The following is a 22,079-nucleotide window of genomic DNA, read 5'->3' as shown; positions in this document are numbered from 1 at the left end:
CGCTCCTACATTATATCGATACTGTTGTTCGGACTGCTTCCGCTTTTGTTGGGAACATGCACTTTATTGTAGATAATCCCCCGGTTAAAAGCAGGTGCCATCACACCCACAGAGGGCGAAATGAATTTAAGATCAAATTTCCCGGCCACAACACTCAATAAAAAGCTGCTGTTACTTGAAGTAATTCCATCGTTTACTGTGACTTTGATGGTGGAGGCGCCTGTCATGTTTGCTGCCGGAGTAAGATGGATACTTCTTTCCGGGCCTTCCCCTGAAAAGGTGATATTGCCATTCGTCAAAAGGGCCGTATTCGACGAGGTCGCAGAAAGCGTCAGCATGTCGCCGTCATCCACATCAGTCAGTTTAAACGGCTTAGATACAGGAGTGTTCACCGGTGTTACCACGTTGGTGTTGAACCCTGTGTCGGACTGCCATCTGCCACTTACAATGCTGCCATTTCTTGCTCCCGTGGAGGAATCCTTGGCGACCGCTCCAGCACTTGGATTATTGAATTTGTAGTTGGCCATCAGACCCGCTTCAGCTCCGCTCAGACTGGTGCTCATCTGACTTTCAATCTCCGCCTGGGTCTTTGCCTTATTCCATATCCGGTAGTCTCTCATGCCCCCCGTATAATTGGCATCCTGGGACCATGTACTCTCACCTATAAAGTTATAAGCTCTCGGCAGATTGGAGTTCTGCGCCTTGGCTTTAGCCATGTCCGTCAGATCCATAAATCCGCTGCCTTTCAGAATTCCATTCCAGTAAATATAGGCCTTTTTCTCCACATGATTATATACGGCGGCCACATGAACCCATTGATTCAAAGGCAATCGCTCCGTTGTCCTCACCAGGTAAGCTTTAACTCTGGTACCCTTTTGCGGCAACGCTTCAAGTGCTATTCTCCCTGTATTTCCTTCAAAGGTAAAATGCAAATTAAAATTATCAGGACCATAAGAGGTATCAAAGATACGCCCCCATGATGGAGCACTGCTGGCATTCACCCACGTTTCAATCGTTAGGGAATTAGCATATATGTCCAGATCGGGAAGGGTTACGTATCCCTTACCGTCAAAATCAAGGTAATCATTGCCCCCAGACTCGGAAATATAAGGAGTATCGTTAACAGGCAGGACTTTGATCTGCGCGGTTTCCTCAAATTCCCCAAAAGCCGATTCTTTTCCTGTATAGGCCTCATTCACATTTACATAGTTAGGAGGATTTCCGCCGGATTCCGCTGGAATCAACCAGTCGCGATACTTGATGCCTACAGTTCCATTCCAATCCTTCTTCGGAACAAACCGGATCATTACACCGCTGCCTAACACAACCATGTTGCCCGGACCAGGAGCTACAATCGACAGCCATACGCCCGAGTTGTTTTTGTACTGCCATTGCCCGTTGGTGTTATCCACCTCAGTGATGCCAACTCCGCTTTGATTTAAATCTGAAATGTTTTTCCCCGCAGGTTCCAGCGTGTCCTCGAGAATGGTATCCAGCGGTATTGAAGTCTGTGCCTGAGCAACATAGGGTATACCGTAAAAATTGCTAATGATCAGAATGACAACCAAAGCCATGATCAAGTGTTTTGATCCTCTTTTTATTCCCACAAATTCAGCCCCACTTTTCTAAGATGTCCTTGCTATTCAACTATGTCTGGTCTGCCCTCCCTGGCTTAGTCTGGAAAATGCTTATAATCTAATTATCGGAATTTTAGATAGCGCTGATTATGTCGAATTTATAGAATTTATTGTTAAATTCAAAAAAATTGTTACTGCTCCATGGCGGCCAATAAGTAAACTAAAGTAGTATATACAACCTTTCTCTGCCAATAGTAAGCTTAAGTTAGCTTATAATCCCAAGATTATTATGATTAATATAGATGGGAGAATCGGATAAGGGAGTGGAGTATATGCAAGGATTGTCAGTGGCTATCTGCACGAGGAACCGGGTACAGGACCTGACACGGTGCATTCATTCTATAACTAAACAAAGCATAGGCCGGACGTATCCTATAGAGGTCATTATCATTGATGACGGAGAGATTCCCGAAGGAACCCTTAAGGGGTTCGAAGCCTTATTGGCCGGTTGCGGTTATCCCCTTTTGTACCACAGCAAAACTGAGCGGGGATTATGGCTGTCCCGAATCAAGGCGGTGGAGCTGTCTACCATGGACAAGATCCTCTTCCTTGATGACGACGTCGAAATCCCCGATCATTATCTGGCCACTTTAATCCAAACCTACCTCGACCATCCGGACTGCGCAGGTGTCGGCGGGGTCGCCATCGGGATGCGCAACAGCTTCCTCGGCACGATCCGCTGTCTGCTCTCCTTCCAGCAATCTCTATCGAGCGGCAAGCTTTCCTTAAGCGGCCAGGCCGGCTCCATGTACAATTGGCATAAGGCACGGAAGATCTTCAAGACAGAGTTCCAGCACGGCTGCAACATGTCCTTCAAGAAAGAGGCCATTCAAGACATCAAACCCGTCCCCTGGCTCCAAAGCTACAGCGTCGGTGAAGACATTCTTATGTCCCGTATCGCGCAAGGTTCCGGCCCCCTTTATATCAATCCCGAACTTAAACTTCTGCATCATGAGTCCCCGGCCTCCAGAGACAATCTTGAGAATGTAGCTTATATGAGAGTGCTGAACCATGTGCATTTGCTCAAGGATAAACGTTCGGGACCTGTCGGTTATCTCGCCCTGGTCTGGACGACGCTCTATCTGATTTTGCGGGAACAGCCCAAGAAGAATACAGCTGCCATCAGCGGCTACAAAAAAGGGCTGAGAGAAATATTCTCCAGGCAAACCGCCGGTTAATCCATCAAACCTCAGGAAGGGAGTGGTCGCATGAGTGTGAGTATTGTAGTGCCCATGTACAATTTAGAACGTTATTTAACACCTCTGCTGCTCTCACTCCTGGAACAAAGCGGGAAGAGGTTCGAGCTGATTATGGTCGATGACGGCTCAACAGACCGGACGTATGAGGTGGCCGCTGACTTCCTGGAGCAGCATCCTGATCTACGTTCGAAGCTGATCCGCACTCCTAATTCTGGAGTGAGCGCTGCAAGAAACACCGGTTTGGCTTCAGCTACAGGAGATTATGTGCTGTTCCTGGACGGAGACGATTATGCCGACGTCAACCTCACGCTGAGTATCGAGGGCGCCACACGGACCACGGGTCCGGATGTGGTCTGCTGGGGCTACAACCTCGTCCGGGAGGATCAGTCGACAATTGTAAGCTTCACTTCCGGTCAGTCCGACACTACGGGAAGCGAGGCGCTGCAGAATATTTTTGTACACAAAAGCCTGAGAATCTGGACCGGAAGCATTGCCTTCAAGCGGAGCTTTCTCCTGGAGAACGACATCCGTTACACAGAGCGCTGTGTGAACGGAGAGGATCAGGAATTTATCTATAAAGCCTTATCCAGAGCGTCCCGGGTGATCTCGATCCCCGACGTATTATCCTATTATGTGCAAAGGACGTCATCCATTACAGGCACATATAATGTGAACAAATTCGATGTTGTCGATGCCTTCAAGCGGGTGGATGAATACTTCAAAGCCCATCCCTTCAGCGAGGCCAGCACCATCTCAGAGCTCCTCTTGACCCGGGAGATGACGGAGAACTACTTTTACAATCTCAAGACCTGCCTGAACGGCACTTCGGGAATCCGCATGCGTGACCTGCTTCATGACATTGAGAAGACCTACCCTCATTTGAACGACGAGATGCTGCTCATTATGAAACGCTACAGCGGGGATGACAGACAGCTCGCTTTTAGAATCAAAGCCTTCTTAATTTCCCCGGCTTTATATGCGCGGTTGATCCACATGGACAGAAGCTGGCTCCAGTTCAAACATAAGCTCAAAACCATGATCACCAGAAAGGAAATTAAGATATGAAGAAGATGATGGTAAGCGCATATACAGAATTCAATTTGGGCGATGATTTGTTTATCAAGGTACTCTGCGAACGGTATCCGGATACCCGTTTTATGATCATTGCTCCCCGTTTATATAAACTGGTATTCAAGGACATCAAGAACCTCAAGGTCTATGCTTCGAACTCCATCCTGTTCCGGGGAATTAATTATGTCTTCCGAAAATTAAAGCTGCATAACAACTTTCTGCAGAGATTTCTGGGTGATCAGTCAGATGGAACCGTGCATATCGGCGGGTCTATTTTTATGCAGGGAGAACACTGGGCGGAATATGTGGCGAACGCGGAAGCCATGCGCAACAAGAGCAAGCCGTATTATTTGATGGGCGCCAATTTCGGTCCCTTTACGGATGATGAGTATTACCAGGTGCACCGGCGGATATTCCCGGAATATACCGACGTCTCTTTCAGAGAGCAATACTCCTATGATTTATTTAAGGATTTGGGCAATGTCCGAATGGCTCCGGATATTATCTTCCAGCTGAAATATAAGGCAAACGAAACCTCATCCGGACAAAAACCTCCAGCGGGCCAAACGATTGCGATTTCGGTGATTAAGCCGTCGTCCAAGAACTTAAGCGGTTTTGACAACCTCTATTATGAAAAAATGAAAGATGTTGCAGTCTATTTCATCAAGCAGGGTTATGCCGTGCATTTCATGTCATTTTGCCAGCATGAAGGCGACCAGGAAGCCATTGGGCAAATTCTCGGTCTGATTCCGGCAGAATTTCAGGAGCAGACCCATGTTCACCTCTATAAAACAAACATAGATGACATCCTCGCCGCACTGGCAGGTGCCAGCTGTATTGTCGCTTCCAGGTTCCATGCGATGATTCTCGGCTGGGTGTTTGACAAGCCTGTCTTCCCGGTGGCCTACAGCAGCAAGATGGTCAATGTCATGCAGGATGCCTATTTTACCGGAAAATACACCGATTTCGCCCATTTGTCCGAGCTTACACCGGAAGAGGTGTATGACAGTATGGCCACTAACCGGCTTGACGTGACGTTACAGGCAAATCAGGCAGAAAAGCATTTTGAACAATTGGACGCTTATCTGTCACCGGCACCGTTTATGGAAGGGAGAAGAAGCTATGAAAGCTAAACGGAGCCTGCTGAACCTCGGCTTTGGCCTTACCAGCCAGGTGATCACAATTATTCTCGGCTTCTTCATTCCAAGACTGATTATGGTCAACTACGGCTCCGAAGCCAATGGTCTCATTGCATCCATCGTGCAGATCATCAGTTACTTCGCCCTGCTTGAAGCCGGGGTCGGTGCAGCTTCGCTGCAGGCTCTGTATAAGCCGATAGCCAGCAATGACCGGGGTCATATCAATTCGATTCTCGCGGCAACCTCACGCTATTATAAAAAAACGGGAATGTACTATTTTATCTCCGTCGTATTGCTTGCAGTCATTTATCCGCTGGTCATCCACTCGGAGATCAACAAAGTGAGCATCATGGCGATTATTTTATTCTCGGGTCTGGGCGGGGCCATCAACTATTACTTCCAGGGCAAATTCAGAATTCTGCTGATCGCCGAGGGCAAAAGCTATGTGGAGACGTCCATCGTCACCATCGCAAATATTCTGAACAATGTCGTTCGGATCATCCTGCTGCTGCAGGGTGTGAACATCATTGCCGTGCAGGCTTCCTTCTTCGTGCTCACCCTGCTGCAGATCGTCGCTTTCTATTTCTATTCGAAGAAATATTATAAGTGGATCGACCTCAGCCACAAGCCGGATTTTGCAGCCATTGGCCAGAAAAACTCGGTTATGGTGCATGAGATTTCCTATCTCATCTTCCGCAATACCGACGTGTTGATTCTGACTATATTTACGAACCTGAAGATCGTCAGCATCTATGTGATGTACAACATGATCTTCACCATTGTTGACAACATCGTTCAGACCGTCAACGGAAGTATAAAGGCCGCCTTGGGGCAGAGCTACCATGAGGGCAAAGAGGCTTTCGTGAAGTTCTATGATGCTTACGAGGTCTATTTCATGGGCCTCATCTTTGCCATTCTGACCGTCGTCTATATCATCATCCTTCCGTTCATGAAACTGTACACGGCCGGCGTCAACGATGTGAACTATATTAATACCTGGCTGCCGGTTCTATTCGTGGTGATTAAATTGTTGACCAATGCCCGCACCACCTCCAACAATATCATCACGATTGCCGGACATTTCAGAAACACCCAGTTTCGCTCTATTATGGAGTCGGCGATCAATCTGGGGGCTTCGATCATTTTCGTCATCTTCTTCGGAATTTATGGCGTGCTGATGGGCACCATCGCCGCGCTGCTGTACCGTTCCATTGATATTGTTGTCTATGCCAGCCGGGTATTGCTGGAGCGCAGTCCATGGATCACTTTCCGCAGATGGCTGACCAACGTTGCGGTCTTCGCTGCCATCGTTTTTGTCACCACCAAGCTCGACCTCAGCATCACCTCATACACCGGTGTGATTCTCTGGGCCGTGCTGCTCGGCATCATCACTCTGCCCATCTATTTCCTGGTCGGATCGCTGATGGAACGCGAGGTATTCCTCTATACCTGGGGTTATCTCAAAGGCTTCCGTACGAAGCTCAAGCTGAAGCGCAAGGTTACGGCCGGGCAGGCTTAATTAAGCGGCGCAGCGCGTATGAGATGTGTGGACGGGCGGGATGCGGGCGCGCGGATGCGGATGCGCGGATGCGGACACGCAGGATGCGGGCGCGCGGGATGCGGGCGCGCGGATACGGACACGCGGGATGCGGGTGCGCGGATGCGGATGCGCGGATGCGGATGCGCAGGATGCGGGCGCGCGGGATGCGGGTGCGCGGGATGCGGGTGCGCGGGATGCGAGTGCGCAGGATGCGGGATGCGAGTGCGCAGGATGCGGATGCGCGGATGCGGACACGCGGGATGCGGGAGTTGCGTAAGATGAGGGGGCTGACTTACTAAATGCCTAAGCCTTAGCTGCATTTCGTACAACTAAAACTTGGTATTTTGGGGCCGATACTGAAATAATTGTATTCTGTACACTTAAATAGAGTCAAACTAAGTAAAATGAACCCAATTGCCATTTATAACTGTATACAATGCACTTATTACTCAAAAATCGCTGTTTAGGCTCCATATAGTTGCACTAAATACACTTATACAACTTGCCGCGCTGCAGAGTCATTTCTCAGTTCGATTCTTGTAACAAAACCAAGGGTATGCTTCCACAGCGACTTTGCACGAAGTACATCAATGAAGCAGATGCTCACAAAACCAAGCGTATGCTTCCGCAGCGAGTTTTGCACGAAGTACATCAAGGAAGCAGGAGCTAACAAAACTTTGAGGAGGGCTGAATATGGATCACAGCGAGGAATTGCAACAGGCCGGCTACCGATTACTCCATCAGCTCCATGACGATATTCAGCATTTCTCCGCCGAAGAGCTATCACGCGAAGCCATTGTACGCCGGGGTCGGGAGATTAGCAGCAAGGAAAGCGCACCTGCGATCCAGGAACATCTGGCAACCTTGACTGAAGTGATCGAGGCTTATTTGGCGGGGAGAGCGTCTGAGGATGCGCTGGAGTACTATTTATTGCGCCAATTTCATATTGAATTGAATACGATTGAGGGACTGCTTACGCAGCTTGCCAGACTCAGCAGCGGAGCCGGGGAAACAGAGAGCCTGCTGCCTGAATCCGCCGATCCTGCTGCTTATCCGAAGGTCAGCGTTATTATCACTACTTATAATAGAAAAGACTTCCTGCATCAGGCGATTCAGAGTATTCTCCGGCAGGATTATCCCAATAAAGAAATTACCGTCATTGACGACTGTTCCAGTGATGGCACGGGCGAGATGATGCACACGAATTTTGGCGGTGACCCGCGTGTCATCTTCATGCAGAATGAAACTAACAGCGGGCCGGGGAATAACCGGCGTAAGGCTTTTGCCGCTCATGGAGACGGTGAATATATTCTGTTCCTCGATGATGACGACTATCTGATTGATTCCAGTTATTTAAGCAGAGCTGTGAATTTTCACCTGGCGCATCCTGAGGTATCATTTGTGGCCGCAAACGTATTTCTGGAATACTCCAAAAGCCGGAAGCTCACGATCTCCAGCCTGCAGCTGGCCAGCATTACCGGCAAGAAGGATTATTTCATGAATTTCGAGCAGAAGGGTTATCCCAAGCCTGCCTCTACACTAACCACAGTCTTCAAACGCGAAGCGCTGATGAGCATGGACATCCTGAACATGAACATGGTCAACGATGCCTCGATTTACCTGCGTGCCCTGCTGATCGGCGATGCCGGGTTCATCGATGGTTTGGCCGGGGTGTACCGGATTCATGGCAATAACATCACCTTTCATCTCAGCCAGTCGTTCCTGATTGAGAACCTGGAGGAGAAGCGGCTTATCCGCAATATGGCGATTGAACGCTACGGCTACAATAAGCAGGAAATGAACGAGTGGTTCAACCACAATGTGTATGACACGATCTCTTATTACCTGATGAATTCGGCCAAAAGTCATACCGACTTCAAGTTCATGTACAGCTGGGCCAGCAGCCATTCCCCCAAGGCTTACAGCCAGCTGAAACGCCAGTTCCGCACCAAACTGATGAAAAAACAGCTGCTGCGGGTATCCTTCGTTCGCTCGCTGCTCAACCGTTAACTTCGAATGCGCCCATACCAATGTAGTAACCAGGCACCTTGCGGGGTGTCTTTTTTTCGTGTAACCAATACCCTTTATAGAATGTCAAAAGCAAACTATTGCAGGACAAAAAAACAGCACCCTCCTTCATCGGGAGGATGCCATTTGAAGCTTGTTACGCTTGCTTTATCAGCTGATTCAGCAGCTTAACCGCTGCGCCAAGCTCTGCTTTGGGGATACTGCCATAGCGGTCACCGATATGCATCTCAAAAAAGCAGGAGGCTTCCCCTGTTTCCCTCAGCGATGCAGTCAGCCCCACTCCGGTTTGCTCGTACACTGTAACCAGTATCGGCTCAAGCTGCTCCTTGGCTATGGCAAAATGGACATGGAACATGTTCGAGACCGGCTGCTGCGGAAGCGTGGACATCTTATGGCAGCCGCCCAACAAAGCGGCAAACTCCTTGGCCTCCTCATAGTATTGTCCCATCTTACCGGCTCTCTGCCGGTAATAATAGCGGGCCGGGACAATGTACGGGTAAAGGCTGACCAAATCGCCGCCATGCCGCCGTTTCCAAATCTTCGATTCCTCTGTAAACTCCCTGCTACCCGCGAGAATGGCACCTGCGATACCGCCAATCCCTTTATAGAAGGAGATATATACGCTGTCAAACAGACTGCATACCTCAGCCGCCGTCTTCCCGTAATACGGCAGCACCTCAAACAATCTCGCGCCATCAAGATGCAGAATAATGCCCTGCCCGCGGCAATAGGCGGAGATGGCTTCAAGCTCTGCATACTCGGGCAGCTGACCGCCGATTTCGCGCTGCGGCAGCTCCAGCAGCAGACAAGCAATGTCCCTTCCGATGTTCTTCACATCATCCAGTGTAATTAAGCTGTCCTTATCCGCAAGAAGCAGCGGCTCGATATGATGCAGCTCTTTAAGCCCGTCCTGCTCATGAATTTCCAGATGGCATAAAGGATGATACGCTACCGTCTTCATCCCTTTGCGGCCACACCAGATTCTTAGAGCAATTTGCTGGGCCATGGTCCCGCTGGGGAAAAAGACCGCCGTCTCCTTCCCGAGAACATCCGCCATTTCGGCCTGGAAATCCTCAATCAGCCTGCCTCCTCCGTAAATATCGCTGTCCGTATGTCCATCCACGCCGGCAAAGGCCTCTTTCAATACTTCAATGTCGCGTTTCCCGTGTCCGGCCAACTTCATAGCCGTGGCGTTAAAGGCTTCAAGCAGTGATTTCGTCTCACTCATCCCGGTAAATTCCCCCTTCATTTATGCCAGCATCTGCATCAAATATCTTAAATTATATCATTTCAGGCCAAAACTCCTGATTTTTTTGAATGTTCACGTTTTATTCCCGGTACCGAGGTGAAATAAATTGACCGCTGTGCTACAATATTGAAATTGCAAAGGCAATCGCTTAGGGAGGTTTATTAAAACACCATGCTTATTATTGGTATCGCCGGCGGGACCGGTTCCGGCAAAACGACAGTAGCTCGCTCCGTCATTGACCGTCTGGGAACAGACAAAGTGACGTTCATATCTCAGGATAACTACTATAAAGACCATTCTTACCTCAGCATGGCTGAGCGCGGAGCAATCAATTACGATCATCCGCTGGCCTTCGATACGGAATTGCTGATTGAGCACCTGGATTGTCTGAAAGCCGGACAAGCTGCGTACGCTCCAGTGTATGACTTCACAGTTCACGCCCGCTCCACTGACAAGACGGTTGAGCTTGCGCCCAACAACATTGTCATTCTCGAAGGGCTGCATGTGCTTTCCGATGAGAAGCTGCGGGAACAGCTGAACATCAAGGTATTTGTAGATACAGATCCGGATGTGCGTATTCTCCGCCGGGTGCTGCGGGATATTGAAGAACGCGGCCGGACCATCCGCTCCATTCACACGCAATATCTGACGACGGTAAAGCCAATGCATGAGGCGTTTATTGAGCCTTCCAAGAAATACGCCGACCTCATCATCCCTGAAGGCGGACAGAATCAGGTTGGCATCGAGTTGTTGTCCGTATTGACCGGGAAGTATCTTTCGGGCGATGAGCAGTGGAACGGGAACACGCGGTAAACAAGTGGAAACGGACCGTCCTCAACAGGACGGTATCCGTTTCGGCGAGAAATAGAATTTTGAAATGATACGTAACAGGTACCGTTCTTTTTATAAGGATGGTACCTGTTTTTTTGAAGTAATATCGGCAATCCATGGAATAAAAGCTCCACTTTAGCAGTGGATTCTAGTCAAGAAAACAAATCGGCATCAAACAAACCCCGCCCAACTCACACTATGGAGTTATATTACCTTACATCTGTATGAAATCTCCATGTTTTTTCAGCAACAAAGTATAAAAAAACTTACCGAATGTTATTTTATTTGACTGGTAGCGCTTTATTCAATAAAATAAGGGTTGATTATTTCCGGTTCATCCACTATGATAATGTCATCAGGTGGATTTAAAAGTTAAAGCGATTAAACTTTATAAATAATAAATACAGTAATATTGCCTTTTTACGACATTTATTTACGACAAAAGTTAAAGCGCTTATACTTTTAAGATCGAAAGGTTGGTGTGTCTGTGATTAAGAGTGAGAGCAGGCGTCGGACGTTCTACATGTATTTGTTTATTTCGCCCTGGCTTATCGGTTTCCTGGTCTTCGCGCTGTACCCCATCATGTCATCGCTCTACTACAGCTTCACCGATTACGACATTATTCACCCTCCCAGGTTTATCGGCCTGGCCAACTACACTGAAATGTTTCACAATGATCTGTTCTGGAAGTCGGTAACGGTCACGCTTAGATACACCTTTATCAGTGTTCCGGTACAGATGCTGCTGGCTCTCGGCTTTGCGCTGCTGCTGCACCAGACGATTCCCCTGCGTGGCTTCTTCCGGACAGCAATGTATTTTCCCAGTATGGTGTCAGGCGTCGCGATGTCTCTACTCTGGTACTGGATCTTCAATCCACAGATCGGCCTCTTCAACTACATGCTCTCCTGGTTTGGCATTCACGGCCCGGCCTGGCTGATGAGTCCGGACACCGCACTATATGCCCTGATCATCATGTCCTTCTGGACAGCCGGGTCCGGTATGATTCTCTTCCTTGCAGGGCTGCAGGGCGTGCCGTCCAGCCTAATTGAAGCCGCCAGACTGGACGGTGCGGGCCGCTTTAGAATTTTCAAGAACATTACGCTGCCGATGATCTCTCCCGTGCTGCTCTTCCAGCTGATTATGGGCCTGATCGACTCCTTCCAGGTCTTTACCCAAGCGTTCGTCATGACACAGGGCGGTCCCAATTATTCCACCTGGTTCTATGTTTACAATCTGTACAACACCGCCTTTAAGGAATACCGGGCAGGGTACTCGTCAGCTCTGGCTTGGGTGCTGCTGATCGTCGTTCTGGTGTTCACGGCCATCATTATGAAGCTGTCCAACCGTTATGTTCATTACGAAGGAGGGGAACGCCGATGAGTACCGTCAAGGCCACCAGCCCCCGGGTGCCAACTTCCCATTCCCGGCGGAAAGCGGATCCCGTAAAGATCGCCAGCTTCATTACCTTGCTGATTACCACCTTCCTTATGCTGCTTCCGCTCTTCTTCATGGTCTCGACCTCCCTGAAATCGAAGCGGGAAATGCTGAAATTTCCGCCGACCTTTCTCCCGGAGAGCTGGGCCTGGAGCAATTACACGGAGATTTTTGATACGCTGCAGTTCGGCACACTGTATAAGAACAGCCTGATCATCGCCGGACTCACCGTCATTGGCACCCTGCTCTCCTCGGCACTGGTGGCCTACGGCTTCGCCAGATACAGAGGGCGGGGCAACCAGCTCTGGTTCGCCCTGCTGCTGAGCACGATGATGCTGCCTTATCCGGCGATCATGATCCCGCAGTTCGTGCTCTTCTCCAAAATGAACTGGATCGACACCTTCCTGCCGCTGGTCGTGCCTGCATTCTTCGGTTCCGCCTACAACATCTTCCTCTTGCGGCAATTCTTCTCCACGCTGCCCGAGGAGCTGTTCGACGCCGGACGGATCGACGGCTGCGGCGAACTGAAGATGTGGCGTACCATTGCGCTGCCGCTGTCCGCACCGGCACTGGCGACCGTCGCCATCTTTGCTTTTATATACAGCTGGAACGATCTGCTCACACCGGTGCTCTACTTAAGCTCCTCGGACAAATTCACACTGCCGGTCGGCATGGCCTCGCTCACCTCGTCGCGGTTCCGCATCCCGCCTTGGCATCTGCTGATGGTCGCCTCCGTGCTGGCTATGGTTCCAATCGTCACCCTGTTTGCGGTGGCCCAGAAGCAGTTCGTGGAAGGCATAGTACTGACAGGTATCAAGTAATCTCCGCTGTACTCTTGGCGGCCAAATATACTTGAAATGATGGAGGGATTCGCTCATGAAAAGGAACAGTACAAGGAAGTCATTCGCACTGCTGCTTGCAGCGTCCATGGCCTTGATGGTGATGCTGTCTGGCTGCGGAGGAGGCAAGTCGGCAGGCAATGTGGCCCCGGGAAACAAGAACACCGGAGACTCCGGCGGTTCAGAGAAACAAGTGACCATTACCCATTACACGATTGATTCAGAAGACCGCACCTTTATCGAGAAGCTGATTCCCGATTTCGAGAAGGAGCACCCGAACATCAAGGTCAAGGTGGAAAAGGCGCCCTATGAGCAGTTTGACAGCAAGCTCCAGACGCTGATTGCCGGAGGCAAATCTCCCGATGTCACCAGCCACTACGGCTACGGCGGGTTCGCGGAATATTACAACAAAGACATGCTGCTTGATCTGACTGACCTGATGGCGGAGGAAGGCTTCAAAGCCGGAGATTACCACATACCGGATAACCTGATGAAGATCTACACCGTAAACAACCGTACCTACGGCATCCCGGTCAATATGTATGTTACCCTGATGCTCTATAACAAAGATATGTTCGATGCTGCGAAGCTGTCCTATCCGCCAAGCGACTATGAAGATAAGAGCTGGACGTTTGAAAAGATGGTCGAGGAAGCAAAAAAAATGACGCTCGTCTCCGACGATATCGCTAAAACACAATACGGTGTCGACTTTACCTGGGCCGAGCGGGATATGCGCCCGCTTTATTTTGGGGCGGAGCCTTACTCCGAGGACACCTGGACCAACGGCGGCGTTCCTTCCGAAACTCATTTCGATTCTCCGGAGGTTATTGCCGCGTACCAAAAGCTGTTCGATCTGATTTTCAAGGATAAAGTCTCGCCGAGTTCCGAGTGGAGCAAAAGCGTAGCCGGCCAGAACGGCGATCCCTTCGTCGCAGGCAAAATCGGCATGTCGATCGGCGGTTCGTGGAACCTCGCGGGAGCCAATGATTTCCCGTTCAACATCGGCGTAGCCGCAGTGCCATGGGGCGGCAATGATAAGGTGCGCAGCACACTGTTCGTTGACCCGCTGATGATTCTGAAGGACTCCAAACATCCGAAGGAGGCTTTTGAATGGATTAAATTCCTCCTGACGACTGAAGTTCAGGAGAAATCGATTGAGCTGAGCGGCGGCAACCCGCCTGTGAATACCGAAGCTGCAGAAGCCTACTACAAGCATTTTGACGGCATTGATCCCGCGGATGTGAAGAAGGTATACGAAGGCGCTGTTAAATATGGCTATGAATCCTACAACCATCTCATCACTAAATATTCGCAGATCAATGATATGTTCATCAATGAGCTGCAGCCTGTCGAGACCGGACACAAAACTCTTGAAGAAGTGATGCCGGTCATCCAGAAGAAAGTTACCGAAATTATTAAGAGATAAGACGTTTAGCGGAGATTCGATAAGCCTTGTATACTGGAGATAGAATATAGCTTCGGAAAATCCGCCGCAAGGAGCGCTAGCGATGAAAGTAAGTATTTTTGATGTAGCCAAAAAATCGGGACTGTCCGTTGTCACCGTCTCCCGGGTGCTGAATGGCGCCGGGACGGTGCGGGAGAATAACCGCCAGAAGGTGCTGGATGCAATCAAGGAGCTGGATTACCGGCCCAATGCGGCTGCGCGCAGCCTTGCCAGCGGCAAGACCGGGATTATCGGCCTTATCGTAACTACACTGCAGGATTCCTTCTTTGATGCCGTGGTCAAGGAGCTGAATGACGTGCTTGCCCTGCACGGCTACTACCTGGCCATCTCCATCTCGACAGGCATCGACTTCAATGAGAACCACTATCTGATTCAGGAGGACCGGGTAGATGGCCTGATTCTGCTCTCCCCGATGCAAGAAGACAATTATATTGTGGAATTGAAACGGCGCGGAATCCCCTATGTGCTGATTGATAATCAGCAGGAGGGGAATGACGCCTATTCCATCACCATTGATAACTTCAAGGGCGGCTATGCGGCGGGCAGCCATCTGCTTGAGCTTGGCCATACCTCCATCGCCCACCTCTGCGGCAATGAGATGTTCCGCAGCACACGGGAGCGGCGCGGCGGCTTCCTGCAGGCCCTGCAGGAGAAAGGGCTGGAGCCGTTTGAGATTGTCCATGGCGATTTCGACATCGGCATGGGCTATGACACCGGCAAACGCTGGCTGCAGGCGGGCAAGCTGCCCACGGCTGTATTTGCCGGGGATGACAATATCGCGTTGGGATTGATCAACGCGCTGATGGAGGCCGGCATCTCTGTGCCGGAAGAGGTAGCCATCGTCGGATATGACGACCACTATATCGCCTCACAGCTGCGCCCGCATCTGACAACTTTGCGCCAGCCGGCGGATAAGATCGGGCTTGCCGCCGCCGATATGCTGCTCAGACGCATCAACGGAAATATGAAACGCGGTGCTAACATCCGGATTGATCCGGAGCTGATTGTACGTGACTCCACCTCTTCCAGGTAGAACCGCACCTGCAATCATTCCACCTGCAGGCTTTCGAAGCCAGTTTTGTATGAAGAGATTCAGAGAAGTGATGCTCACAAAACTTTAGGAGTGACGACCATTGACTTACTATTTGGGGATCGATGGGGGAGGAAGCAAAACCTATGCCCTGCTCTGCGATGAGCACGGCAATGTGCTCGGCAAGGGCAGGAGCGGCAACGGCAATCACCAGATTAGCGCTGCGGAAGCCGCTGCGAGCATTCGCGAAGCCTCCTTCGCCGCACTGGCGGAAGCCAGGCTGCAGCTTGGCGATATCAAGCACGCTTATCTAGGGCTTGCCGGCGCCGACCGGAAGACGGATTATGATATCCTCCACCCGATGATACGCGGGATCGGATTTACAAATTATACACTCAGCGGCGACCCGATGATTGGACTAAGGGCAGGTACGGGCCGGCCTTACGGGGTCGCTCTGATCTGCGGTACAGGCACCAACGCCGCCGGACGCAATCCGCAGGGCCAGCATTATCAATGCGGCGGCTTCGATTACATGTACGGCGACTTCGGCGGCGGCGGCTCGCTGAATATCGAAGTGTTCCGCACTGTTATCCGCGCCTGGGACGGCCGGGAATCCCCCACCCTTCTGACTGCGCCGCTGCTGAAGCTGCTCGGCTATGAGCGGGTGGATGATATGTACAATGACTTTCTTGATTACGGCAAGCATGTGCCACTTGACGCTGCCCGCCTGCTGTTCCCGGCAGCCGCCGAGGGAGATACTGCCGCGCTAGCGATTCTGCAGCACCAAGGCATGGAGCTGGGCAAAGCTGCCGCAGCAGTCATTCACAAGCTGGGCATGGAGAATGACGCCTTCGACGTAGTGCTTGTCGGAAGCTTGCTCACCCGGGGCGACCGCGGCTGGATCCGTGGACCCATCAGCCAGGCCGTACAAGAAGCGGCTCCGCTTGCTGCAGTAGTCACCTTATCCACCGAGCCTGTGGTCGGTGCTGTCTGGTCAGCCCTGGAAAGTGACGGCCTCACCATTACCAGCGATATTTATGAGAAGATGCGTGTGTTTCAGGATTTCGAACTTATCCCTATCACAACAAGACAGGAGTGATTTATCTTGACAGCTAAGCAAGGACTGAAAATCGCCGTTATCGGCGGAGGCTCTTCGTATACACCGGAACTGGTAGAAGGATTCATTCTGCATTATAAGGAGCTCCCGGTCCGCGAGCTCTGGCTCGTGGATATTGAACAAGGACAACGCAAGCTGAACATTGTCGGCAGTCTGGCTAAACGCATGGTCGAAAAGTCCGGCCTGCCGATTGAAGTCCACCTCACCACCGACCGCCGCAAAGCCATAGAAGGCGCGGACTTCGTCAGCACACAAATCCGCGTCGGCATGCTGGATGCCCGGGGACGCGACGAATCCATACCGCTGAAATACGGCGTTATCGGCCAGGAAACGACCGGCCCCGGCGGAATGCTCAAAGCGCTGCGCACGATCCCCGTCATCCTGGACATCTGCCGGGATATCGAAGAGCTAGCGCCTGACGCGTGGCTGCTGAATTTCACTAACCCGGCAGGAATGGTGACCGAAGCCGTACTGAGATATTCGAACGTGAAGAGCATCGGCCTCTGCAATGCCCCCATCGGGCTGATCAAGGAGGTATCGGCCAAATATAACGTCGCACCTGACCGGATCTATGCCGAATTTGTCGGCCTAAATCATCTGCACTGGATCACCCGCATTGATGTCGAAGGCGAAGACAAGCTGGATGACATGCTGGCCGACACCGCCGGCTACAGTGCAAAGAATGTGCCCGCACGGGAGTGGAATCCCGAGTTCCTGCAATCACTGCGCGCCGTGCCCTCATATTATCTGAAATATTTCTATATGACCGATGCGATGCTTGAAGAGCAGCAGAAATCGTTCAAGGAAGGCGGAAATCGCGCCGAAGTGGTAAAGCGTGTGGAAGAAGAGCTGTTTGAGATCTACAGCAATCTGGAGCTGAAGGAGAAGCCGAAGCAGCTGGAGCAGCGCGGCGGATCCTTTTATTCCGAGGCGGCGGTCAACCTGATGCGTTCGCTGTACAACGGCACCAATGACATCCAGACTCTTAATGTCGCCAACCGTGGTATCCTTGACTTTCTTCCAGAGGATGCCAGTATCGAGGTCAACTGTGTCGTGACCAAGACCGGACCGCTGCCGCTGCCGCTGACCAGAATTCCGCAGATGGCCAAAGGGCTCATCCATGCCGTCAAAACCTACGAGCAGCTTGCGATTGATGCCGCCGTAAGCGGTGACCGCAGCCTGGCTATTCAAGCGATGGCTCACCATCCGCTGGTCCCTTCGGTCGAAGTAGCTATCGCTATGCTCGATGAAATGCTGGAAGCGAATAAGGAGTATCTGCCGAACTTCTTCCCATCCGCAGCAGTTCCCGCTCCGGCGCAATAAGCAACTCCTCCCCTAACCCAGAAGAGACTGCTCCACCCGCGTATGATGCAGCGGGTGAGGCAGTCTCTTCATTTTATTGCTGATCATCACCCGGCAGAAGATTTCCGACATCGCCGGGCAGTGCGGATTCAACAGCTTCTCCCAGTTCAACCGCGTATTCAATAAGCTTAGCGGCATGTCTCCATCTGCCTTCCGTAAGCATCAGGCCTCGTCCAGTCCAAGCTCCACCCTGTTGTCCTACTAAGATGAGTGAAGCTCATTTTAGCCGCTGAACCCAATGAAAAAAAGCTCCCGAGCTGTCCGTAGGGACAATTCAGAAGCTTTCATTCTTGGTATGCGGTCAAGAGGACTCGAACCTCCACGATATTGCTACCACTGGCACCTGAAGCCAGCGCGTCTGCCAATTCCGCCATGACCGCAAAGTAATGTTAATTGCAGTGCAGGAATTAATATATCATGAATTTAACAGAAGGGCAAGTTAATTTTTATTTAGCATTTAAATTTTCCAATGAAAGGCCTAACGTTTAAGACTAATATCATAGGTATACCGCTTTCATAGCTATATATTATTACTAACGATTTCCCATTTGGTCACAGATCAATAACGAGGTGATTCTGTATGAGCAGGCCTTATGTAACGGCAACAAGCACCAACAAACTTCATTTATTCTTCGCGGAACTGGATAGCAGAATGAAGGATTTTGAATCTCTGGACGGCGTCCTGGGCATCACCTTGAACGGCGGATTATCCCGCGGGTATGCCGACGAGTTATCGGAGATCGATTTGGTTTTCTACTTGGAGTCCTCCCCGTATGAGCTGTGGAACAGTGGGCAATCCCCTATCCCCCTAGGTATTACCAGGATCGGCAGCTATCTGTATGACATCAAGATCTCAGATCTGGAAGAAGAGCAGCAGCGGTCTTGGGAGAGTGTGGCGCTGTGGGATTTATCCTATGCAAAAATCCTGTACGATCCCACGGGGCAAATCGCCGAAATGATGTCAGAAAAGCTGGCGCATACACCAGAGCCGCTGCATGCCGAAGGGTTGTTATTCAATTGCTGGTGGTATTTTCGGCTGGCCGGGGATATCTGGATTCACAGAGGTGATCCCGTGCAGGGCCACTCCATGCTCAATATGGCAGCGATCCGCTTGCTGGAGGCCTTATATATTGCCAACCGTGAATATGTGCCGCATGAGAAATGGCTGGTCCACATGAGCAGAACGCTGCCATGGACTCCGGCCTGCTGGGAAACAAGACTCAAGGAGATGATGAGCACCGGGGACCTCTCCAAGGAGAGCCTGATTGTAAGACAAGCCATAATCGAGCACCTTTGGCGGGAAGTCGATTCTTATATCATCAGTAAGGAATGTCCGGGCTACAACTTGAATGTAATGCACAAAAGCTTCTATGATCTGCTGAAATTTCTGCTGCCTAAAGACAGTCTCCCCATCAAGGAATGGACGGATCGCATGGGTTTATCCATGTTGTCGCGAGAACCTTTTGTCCGCTTTACCTCCGTTACGAAAGACCAAATCATTGTAGATAAGCACAAACTTCTATCCATTCAACCGGAGGAGCTAGACTCGTGGTTTGCGGCCTTAGTAGAACAAATTAAGGAGGATTCTTGAGTGAGTAGCCAGCGATTATGTGATAAAGAAGTTGTTCCTACGGAAGAACAGATCTATACGTTTATTGGCGCAGAGGCCAAGCAAGCATGGATCGAACTCAGCCGCTTTGCCGAACAAAATTACGATCACCAGCCAGAACTCAATTTTGGCGGAAAAAATTATGGCTGGAATGTGAGATACCGCAGGAGCGGGAAGACCTTATTTGCTATGTTTCCGGAAAAAGAGGGCTTTACCGTTCTGCTTGTACTCGGGAAAAAGGAGATCGAAGCGTACACGGCTAGAATGGAAGAGTTCGGGACAACTTTCAAGTCGGTGTATGACGCTGCTGCTCAATTCCACGATGGACGATGGCTATGGATTAAAGTGCATTCTATAGATGAACTTAAAGATATTGAGCAAATGATCCTGATCAAGAAAAAACCCAAGAAGCGGGGGTGATTGGATGAACTGGAGAATTAAAGAACGGCTGCATTTCGGAAAAGAACGGAAGCTTATCGACGGCTACTGCCACTTTGGCTTTCATAATCCACAGGGTACCCGGTATATTCTAGACCATGATACACACTGGGTTGGGGAAATCGCGACGGATACGGACACTCTGAACTGGACGGCCGGAAATCAGATCGTCAGAGAGCATGTTAGGCATATCTATGCGGATATCCTCAACCCTACTTATATTACCTTTCCGGATAAGGAGACCTTTATCGTCGCCAGCAGCGGAAATAATAAAGTGTTCGCAATTAACCCTGCTGCCGGAGAAGCCCGGTTGCTGATAGATGGAGCGGCTTGTGGGTTTAAGGATATTGGGAATTGTGAGTATGATTCTGCCGGCTTCTTGTGGATCAATGAAGTGACTGGCTGCCGGGTCCATAAATTTGATCTGAAAGGTAATTTAATGACTACGCTAGGAACGGGTGAACCGGGATTTCAGGCGGGCACAGTATCTTTTACACAGGTGCAGTTTAACTGGATTTATGATTTAAGACGGGGAGCGGATGGAAACCTGTATGTGCTGGACAGCAAAAACTACTGTGTGCGCAGGATTGACCCCGTCAATGAAGAAGTCACGGTGATTGCGGGAACGGGCCGCGGCGGTTACACCGGTGATGGGGGATCTGCGCTCCAGGCTACCTTCGGTTCAAGCAGCGGAGAACATTTTGACGGGCCATGGTCACTATCTCTCGACGAAGCCTCCAATCTGTATATCGGAGACACGCAAAATCATGTCGTCCGCAGGGTTGACCATAGCTCCGGGATCATCACCACCATTGCCGGAACCCCGCACATCGTTTCTCCAGCGGAGCATGTTCTGGATACTCCCGATCTCTTCAGCCTTCAGCTGCCGAGAATATGCAGCCTCGATTATTATGACGGCCAGCTGTTTGTTCCTGAATGGGACGGGGAGCTGATTATTCTGGAAAAATGCCCATGACTGTCCGGCTCAACTGTCGGTTGGAAAACGCCGCCCCTCTCCTCTCCTTGAATCCATGGATAATGTCCAAGAGTTAAAAGAAAGTGTCTGAGACCCTATAGAAGCGCTCAAGGAGAAGGGCTAACCACTAAAAAAACAGGGAACTCGAAATTATCCGAATTCCCTGTTTTCATTAATTTTCTTCCGGAAAATTAATAATAATATCGCTCAATTGTTTAGGATTTGCAACCGTATGAGAGAACTCTGCCGATCCATCCATACCAATAATCCCATACTCTCCTTTATCGTAAACAAACTTTTCATCATTAAAATAGATTAGCCGAGACATTAATTTAGGCTGCACACCCCAAAGAGTATCTATGCCTGTATTAAAAAATTTAGCCAACGGACTAGACGAGTTCTTCTGATTTGAAGCCACCATTTGACCTTCCCAAACAAGGCTCATATATCCGTTTTTCATCTCGTAATAGTAAATGCTAGTATACAAAATGAAATAGAACTTAGAATAGTCCTTTTCATTAAAAATATAGCTGTAACTATGACTTTCCGGACGCACAGTGGATATATAAAATTGAACCCTTGGCATATCAGTAACAGCTAATCTGGCTTTAGCCAGATCGCCGCTTTTTATCTGGGTTTGAGTTTCAGGATCTGGAGAAACAAGCACAATACCGTTATTTTTTGAATCCCAATCGACAAGCACTCCGAAATTTTCGCTGATGAATCGCAGAGGAACATAAACTGTGTTCCCCTTCACAAGAGGAGGCCTATCTAAGTCTAGTTTTTTGTCATTCATCATCGCAACATCACTGTTTATGACAAGACTCAATCTATCAGAGGTGGCCTTGTTAATAATTAATACTGTTTTGGACCTGCTGTCCCAATTCACCTTGTAACCCAAAGATTGAACAGTACGAATAGGAACGTAACTAATACTGTTTTTAATCAAAGGTGCAGCCAAATCAGTTAAAAGGGCTCCATTTACATTTAACTGAATAGGCTTTGCTGCACTAGCTATACTGTTTAATGAAAATAAAATAAAGAAAGTGCTAAGAATCGAAATTAATGTTTTTTTCAATTTAATCCACCCTTTACTTTTTTTAGTTGATACATC

The 22,079-nt window shown here is 49.9% G+C and carries 21 protein-coding genes and 1 tRNA gene; 16 read left to right on the top strand and 6 right to left on the bottom strand.

What is annotated here, in order from left to right; genetic code table 11:
• Window positions 1–5: 5 nt before the first annotated feature.
• Entirely contained in the window at window positions 6–1,574 is a 1,569-nt protein-coding gene (locus NST07_RS01315) for a LamG-like jellyroll fold domain-containing protein (RefSeq protein ID WP_342481918.1), read from the bottom strand.
• A gap of 335 nt (window positions 1,575–1,909) precedes the next feature.
• Between NST07_RS01315 and NST07_RS01310 the strand changes: the two genes are divergently transcribed.
• The 4 genes from NST07_RS01310 to NST07_RS01295 are packed head-to-tail and all read left to right on the top strand — an operon-like array spanning window position 1,910 to window position 6,565.
• On the top strand, window positions 1,910–2,815 hold the full coding sequence (locus NST07_RS01310; protein WP_341377040.1) for a glycosyltransferase family 2 protein: 906 nt from the start codon (window positions 1,910–1,912) through the stop codon (window positions 2,813–2,815).
• A 30-nt stretch (window positions 2,816–2,845) separates the two neighbouring features.
• Window positions 2,846–3,901, top strand: a complete 1,056-nt coding sequence (locus tag NST07_RS01305) for a glycosyltransferase (RefSeq protein ID WP_341377039.1) — start codon at window positions 2,846–2,848, stop codon at window positions 3,899–3,901.
• A complete protein-coding gene (locus NST07_RS01300; RefSeq protein ID WP_342480936.1) occupies window positions 3,898–5,040 on the top strand; it encodes a polysaccharide pyruvyl transferase family protein in 1,143 nt (380 codons plus the stop codon). Before NST07_RS01305 ends, NST07_RS01300 begins: the two co-directional genes overlap by 4 nt.
• Window positions 5,030–6,565 carry a sugar isomerase gene (locus tag NST07_RS01295; RefSeq protein ID WP_341089228.1) on the top strand — a complete coding sequence of 512 codons (1,536 nt, stop codon included), beginning with the start codon at window positions 5,030–5,032 and terminating at the stop codon, window positions 6,563–6,565. Before NST07_RS01300 ends, NST07_RS01295 begins: the two co-directional genes overlap by 11 nt.
• Before the next feature lie 514 nt (window positions 6,566–7,079).
• On the opposite strand, the gene NST07_RS01290 is transcribed toward NST07_RS01295, so the two are convergent.
• Window positions 7,080–7,238 carry a hypothetical protein gene (locus tag NST07_RS01290; protein WP_341089225.1) on the bottom strand — a complete coding sequence of 53 codons (159 nt, stop codon included), beginning with the start codon at window positions 7,236–7,238 and terminating at the stop codon, window positions 7,080–7,082.
• 41 nt (window positions 7,239–7,279) lie between these two features.
• Here NST07_RS01290 and NST07_RS01285 point away from each other — a divergent pair, with 41 nt between their 5' ends.
• Window positions 7,280–8,596, top strand: coding sequence for a glycosyltransferase family A protein (locus tag NST07_RS01285; RefSeq protein WP_341089223.1), 1,317 nt, complete (start codon window positions 7,280–7,282; stop codon window positions 8,594–8,596).
• 154 nt (window positions 8,597–8,750) lie between these two features.
• Here the strand turns inward: NST07_RS01285 and NST07_RS01280 are convergent, their stop codons facing one another.
• Entirely contained in the window at window positions 8,751–9,842 is a 1,092-nt protein-coding gene (locus NST07_RS01280; RefSeq protein ID WP_342480935.1) for a beta-eliminating lyase-related protein, read from the bottom strand.
• Between the two features lie 192 nt (window positions 9,843–10,034).
• Here NST07_RS01280 and udk point away from each other — a divergent pair, with 192 nt between their 5' ends.
• The 7 genes from udk (at window position 10,035) to NST07_RS01245 (ending at window position 17,903) form a co-directional block, all read left to right on the top strand.
• Window positions 10,035–10,676, top strand: a complete 642-nt coding sequence (gene udk, locus NST07_RS01275; RefSeq protein WP_076113420.1) for a uridine kinase — start codon at window positions 10,035–10,037, stop codon at window positions 10,674–10,676.
• A gap of 541 nt (window positions 10,677–11,217) precedes the next feature.
• The gene (locus NST07_RS01270; protein ID WP_340895418.1) at window positions 11,218–12,075 is read left to right on the top strand and encodes a sugar ABC transporter permease; all 858 of its coding nucleotides are present in this window, start codon (window positions 11,218–11,220) and stop codon (window positions 12,073–12,075) included.
• A complete protein-coding gene (locus NST07_RS01265; protein ID WP_038584816.1) occupies window positions 12,072–12,950 on the top strand; it encodes a carbohydrate ABC transporter permease in 879 nt (292 codons plus the stop codon). The genes NST07_RS01270 and NST07_RS01265 overlap by 4 nt, the downstream gene beginning before the upstream one ends.
• Before the next feature lie 55 nt (window positions 12,951–13,005).
• A complete protein-coding gene (locus NST07_RS01260) occupies window positions 13,006–14,394 on the top strand; it encodes a sugar ABC transporter substrate-binding protein (protein ID WP_341089220.1) in 1,389 nt (462 codons plus the stop codon).
• A gap of 82 nt (window positions 14,395–14,476) precedes the next feature.
• The gene (locus tag NST07_RS01255) at window positions 14,477–15,466 is read left to right on the top strand and encodes a LacI family DNA-binding transcriptional regulator (RefSeq protein ID WP_038584810.1); all 990 of its coding nucleotides are present in this window, start codon (window positions 14,477–14,479) and stop codon (window positions 15,464–15,466) included.
• A 100-nt stretch (window positions 15,467–15,566) separates the two neighbouring features.
• Entirely contained in the window at window positions 15,567–16,562 is a 996-nt protein-coding gene (locus NST07_RS01250; RefSeq protein ID WP_341377035.1) for a BadF/BadG/BcrA/BcrD ATPase family protein, read from the top strand.
• Window positions 16,563–16,568: 6 nt separating this feature from the next.
• Complete coding sequence (locus NST07_RS01245) at window positions 16,569–17,903, top strand: 6-phospho-beta-glucosidase (RefSeq protein ID WP_341089216.1); 1,335 nt, start codon at window positions 16,569–16,571, stop codon at window positions 17,901–17,903.
• Window positions 17,904–17,915: 12 nt separating this feature from the next.
• Here NST07_RS01245 and NST07_RS01240 read toward each other — a convergent pair whose 3' ends face one another.
• Window positions 17,916–18,065 (bottom strand): hypothetical protein, encoded by a 150-nt coding sequence (locus NST07_RS01240; protein WP_341380441.1) that lies wholly within the window; start codon window positions 18,063–18,065, stop codon window positions 17,916–17,918.
• Here NST07_RS01240 and NST07_RS01235 point away from each other — a divergent pair.
• Window positions 18,004–18,147 carry a helix-turn-helix domain-containing protein gene (locus NST07_RS01235; RefSeq protein ID WP_341380310.1) on the top strand — a complete coding sequence of 48 codons (144 nt, stop codon included), beginning with the start codon at window positions 18,004–18,006 and terminating at the stop codon, window positions 18,145–18,147. The two genes, NST07_RS01240 and NST07_RS01235, sit on opposite strands and share 62 nt — an antisense overlap.
• 91 nt (window positions 18,148–18,238) lie before the next feature.
• On the opposite strand, the gene NST07_RS01230 is transcribed toward NST07_RS01235, so the two are convergent.
• Window positions 18,239–18,322 (bottom strand) — tRNA-Leu (locus NST07_RS01230).
• A gap of 200 nt (window positions 18,323–18,522) precedes the next feature.
• Between NST07_RS01230 and NST07_RS01225 the strand changes: the two genes are divergently transcribed.
• From NST07_RS01225 to NST07_RS01215, 3 genes are read left to right on the top strand one after another with little or no spacing between them, the layout of a single operon-like run.
• A complete protein-coding gene (locus tag NST07_RS01225) occupies window positions 18,523–19,533 on the top strand; it encodes a DUF4037 domain-containing protein (RefSeq protein ID WP_341089212.1) in 1,011 nt (336 codons plus the stop codon).
• Window positions 19,534–19,971 (top strand): DUF3788 domain-containing protein, encoded by a 438-nt coding sequence (locus tag NST07_RS01220; protein ID WP_341089210.1) that lies wholly within the window; start codon window positions 19,534–19,536, stop codon window positions 19,969–19,971. It begins immediately after the preceding gene.
• 4 nt (window positions 19,972–19,975) lie between these two features.
• Entirely contained in the window at window positions 19,976–20,965 is a 990-nt protein-coding gene (locus NST07_RS01215) for a hypothetical protein (protein WP_341089208.1), read from the top strand.
• Between the two features lie 172 nt (window positions 20,966–21,137).
• Here NST07_RS01215 and NST07_RS01210 read toward each other — a convergent pair whose 3' ends face one another.
• The gene (locus NST07_RS01210) at window positions 21,138–22,043 is read right to left on the bottom strand and encodes a copper amine oxidase N-terminal domain-containing protein (protein ID WP_342480934.1); all 906 of its coding nucleotides are present in this window, start codon (window positions 22,041–22,043) and stop codon (window positions 21,138–21,140) included.
• Window positions 22,044–22,079: the final 36 nt, after the last annotated feature.

The sequence above is a fragment of the Paenibacillus sp. FSL L8-0340 genome, from assembly GCF_038593145.1.
Lineage (GTDB): Bacteria > Bacillota > Bacilli > Paenibacillales > Paenibacillaceae > Paenibacillus_AQ.
The sequence above is the reverse complement of the archived record's forward strand: the minus strand, read 5'-3'. Positions and strand labels throughout refer to the sequence as shown.

Coding starts and splice junctions, on each gene's coding strand:
- NST07_RS01315 (WP_342481918.1), bottom strand. CDS start 1,574: ATGGCTTTGGTTGTCATTCTGATCATTAGCAATTTTTACGGTATACCC.
- NST07_RS01310 (WP_341377040.1), top strand. CDS start 1,910: ATGCAAGGATTGTCAGTGGCTATCTGCACGAGGAACCGGGTACAGGAC.
- NST07_RS01305 (WP_341377039.1), top strand. CDS start 2,846: ATGAGTGTGAGTATTGTAGTGCCCATGTACAATTTAGAACGTTATTTA.
- NST07_RS01300 (WP_342480936.1), top strand. CDS start 3,898: ATGAAGAAGATGATGGTAAGCGCATATACAGAATTCAATTTGGGCGAT.
- NST07_RS01295 (WP_341089228.1), top strand. CDS start 5,030: ATGAAAGCTAAACGGAGCCTGCTGAACCTCGGCTTTGGCCTTACCAGC.
- NST07_RS01290 (WP_341089225.1), bottom strand. CDS start 7,238: ATGTACTTCGTGCAAAACTCGCTGCGGAAGCATACGCTTGGTTTTGTG.
- NST07_RS01285 (WP_341089223.1), top strand. CDS start 7,280: ATGGATCACAGCGAGGAATTGCAACAGGCCGGCTACCGATTACTCCAT.
- NST07_RS01280 (WP_342480935.1), bottom strand. CDS start 9,842: ATGAGTGAGACGAAATCACTGCTTGAAGCCTTTAACGCCACGGCTATG.
- udk (WP_076113420.1), top strand. CDS start 10,035: ATGCTTATTATTGGTATCGCCGGCGGGACCGGTTCCGGCAAAACGACA.
- NST07_RS01270 (WP_340895418.1), top strand. CDS start 11,218: ATGTATTTGTTTATTTCGCCCTGGCTTATCGGTTTCCTGGTCTTCGCG.
- NST07_RS01265 (WP_038584816.1), top strand. CDS start 12,072: ATGAGTACCGTCAAGGCCACCAGCCCCCGGGTGCCAACTTCCCATTCC.
- NST07_RS01260 (WP_341089220.1), top strand. CDS start 13,006: ATGAAAAGGAACAGTACAAGGAAGTCATTCGCACTGCTGCTTGCAGCG.
- NST07_RS01255 (WP_038584810.1), top strand. CDS start 14,477: ATGAAAGTAAGTATTTTTGATGTAGCCAAAAAATCGGGACTGTCCGTT.
- NST07_RS01225 (WP_341089212.1), top strand. CDS start 18,523: ATGAGCAGGCCTTATGTAACGGCAACAAGCACCAACAAACTTCATTTA.
- NST07_RS01215 (WP_341089208.1), top strand. CDS start 19,976: ATGAACTGGAGAATTAAAGAACGGCTGCATTTCGGAAAAGAACGGAAG.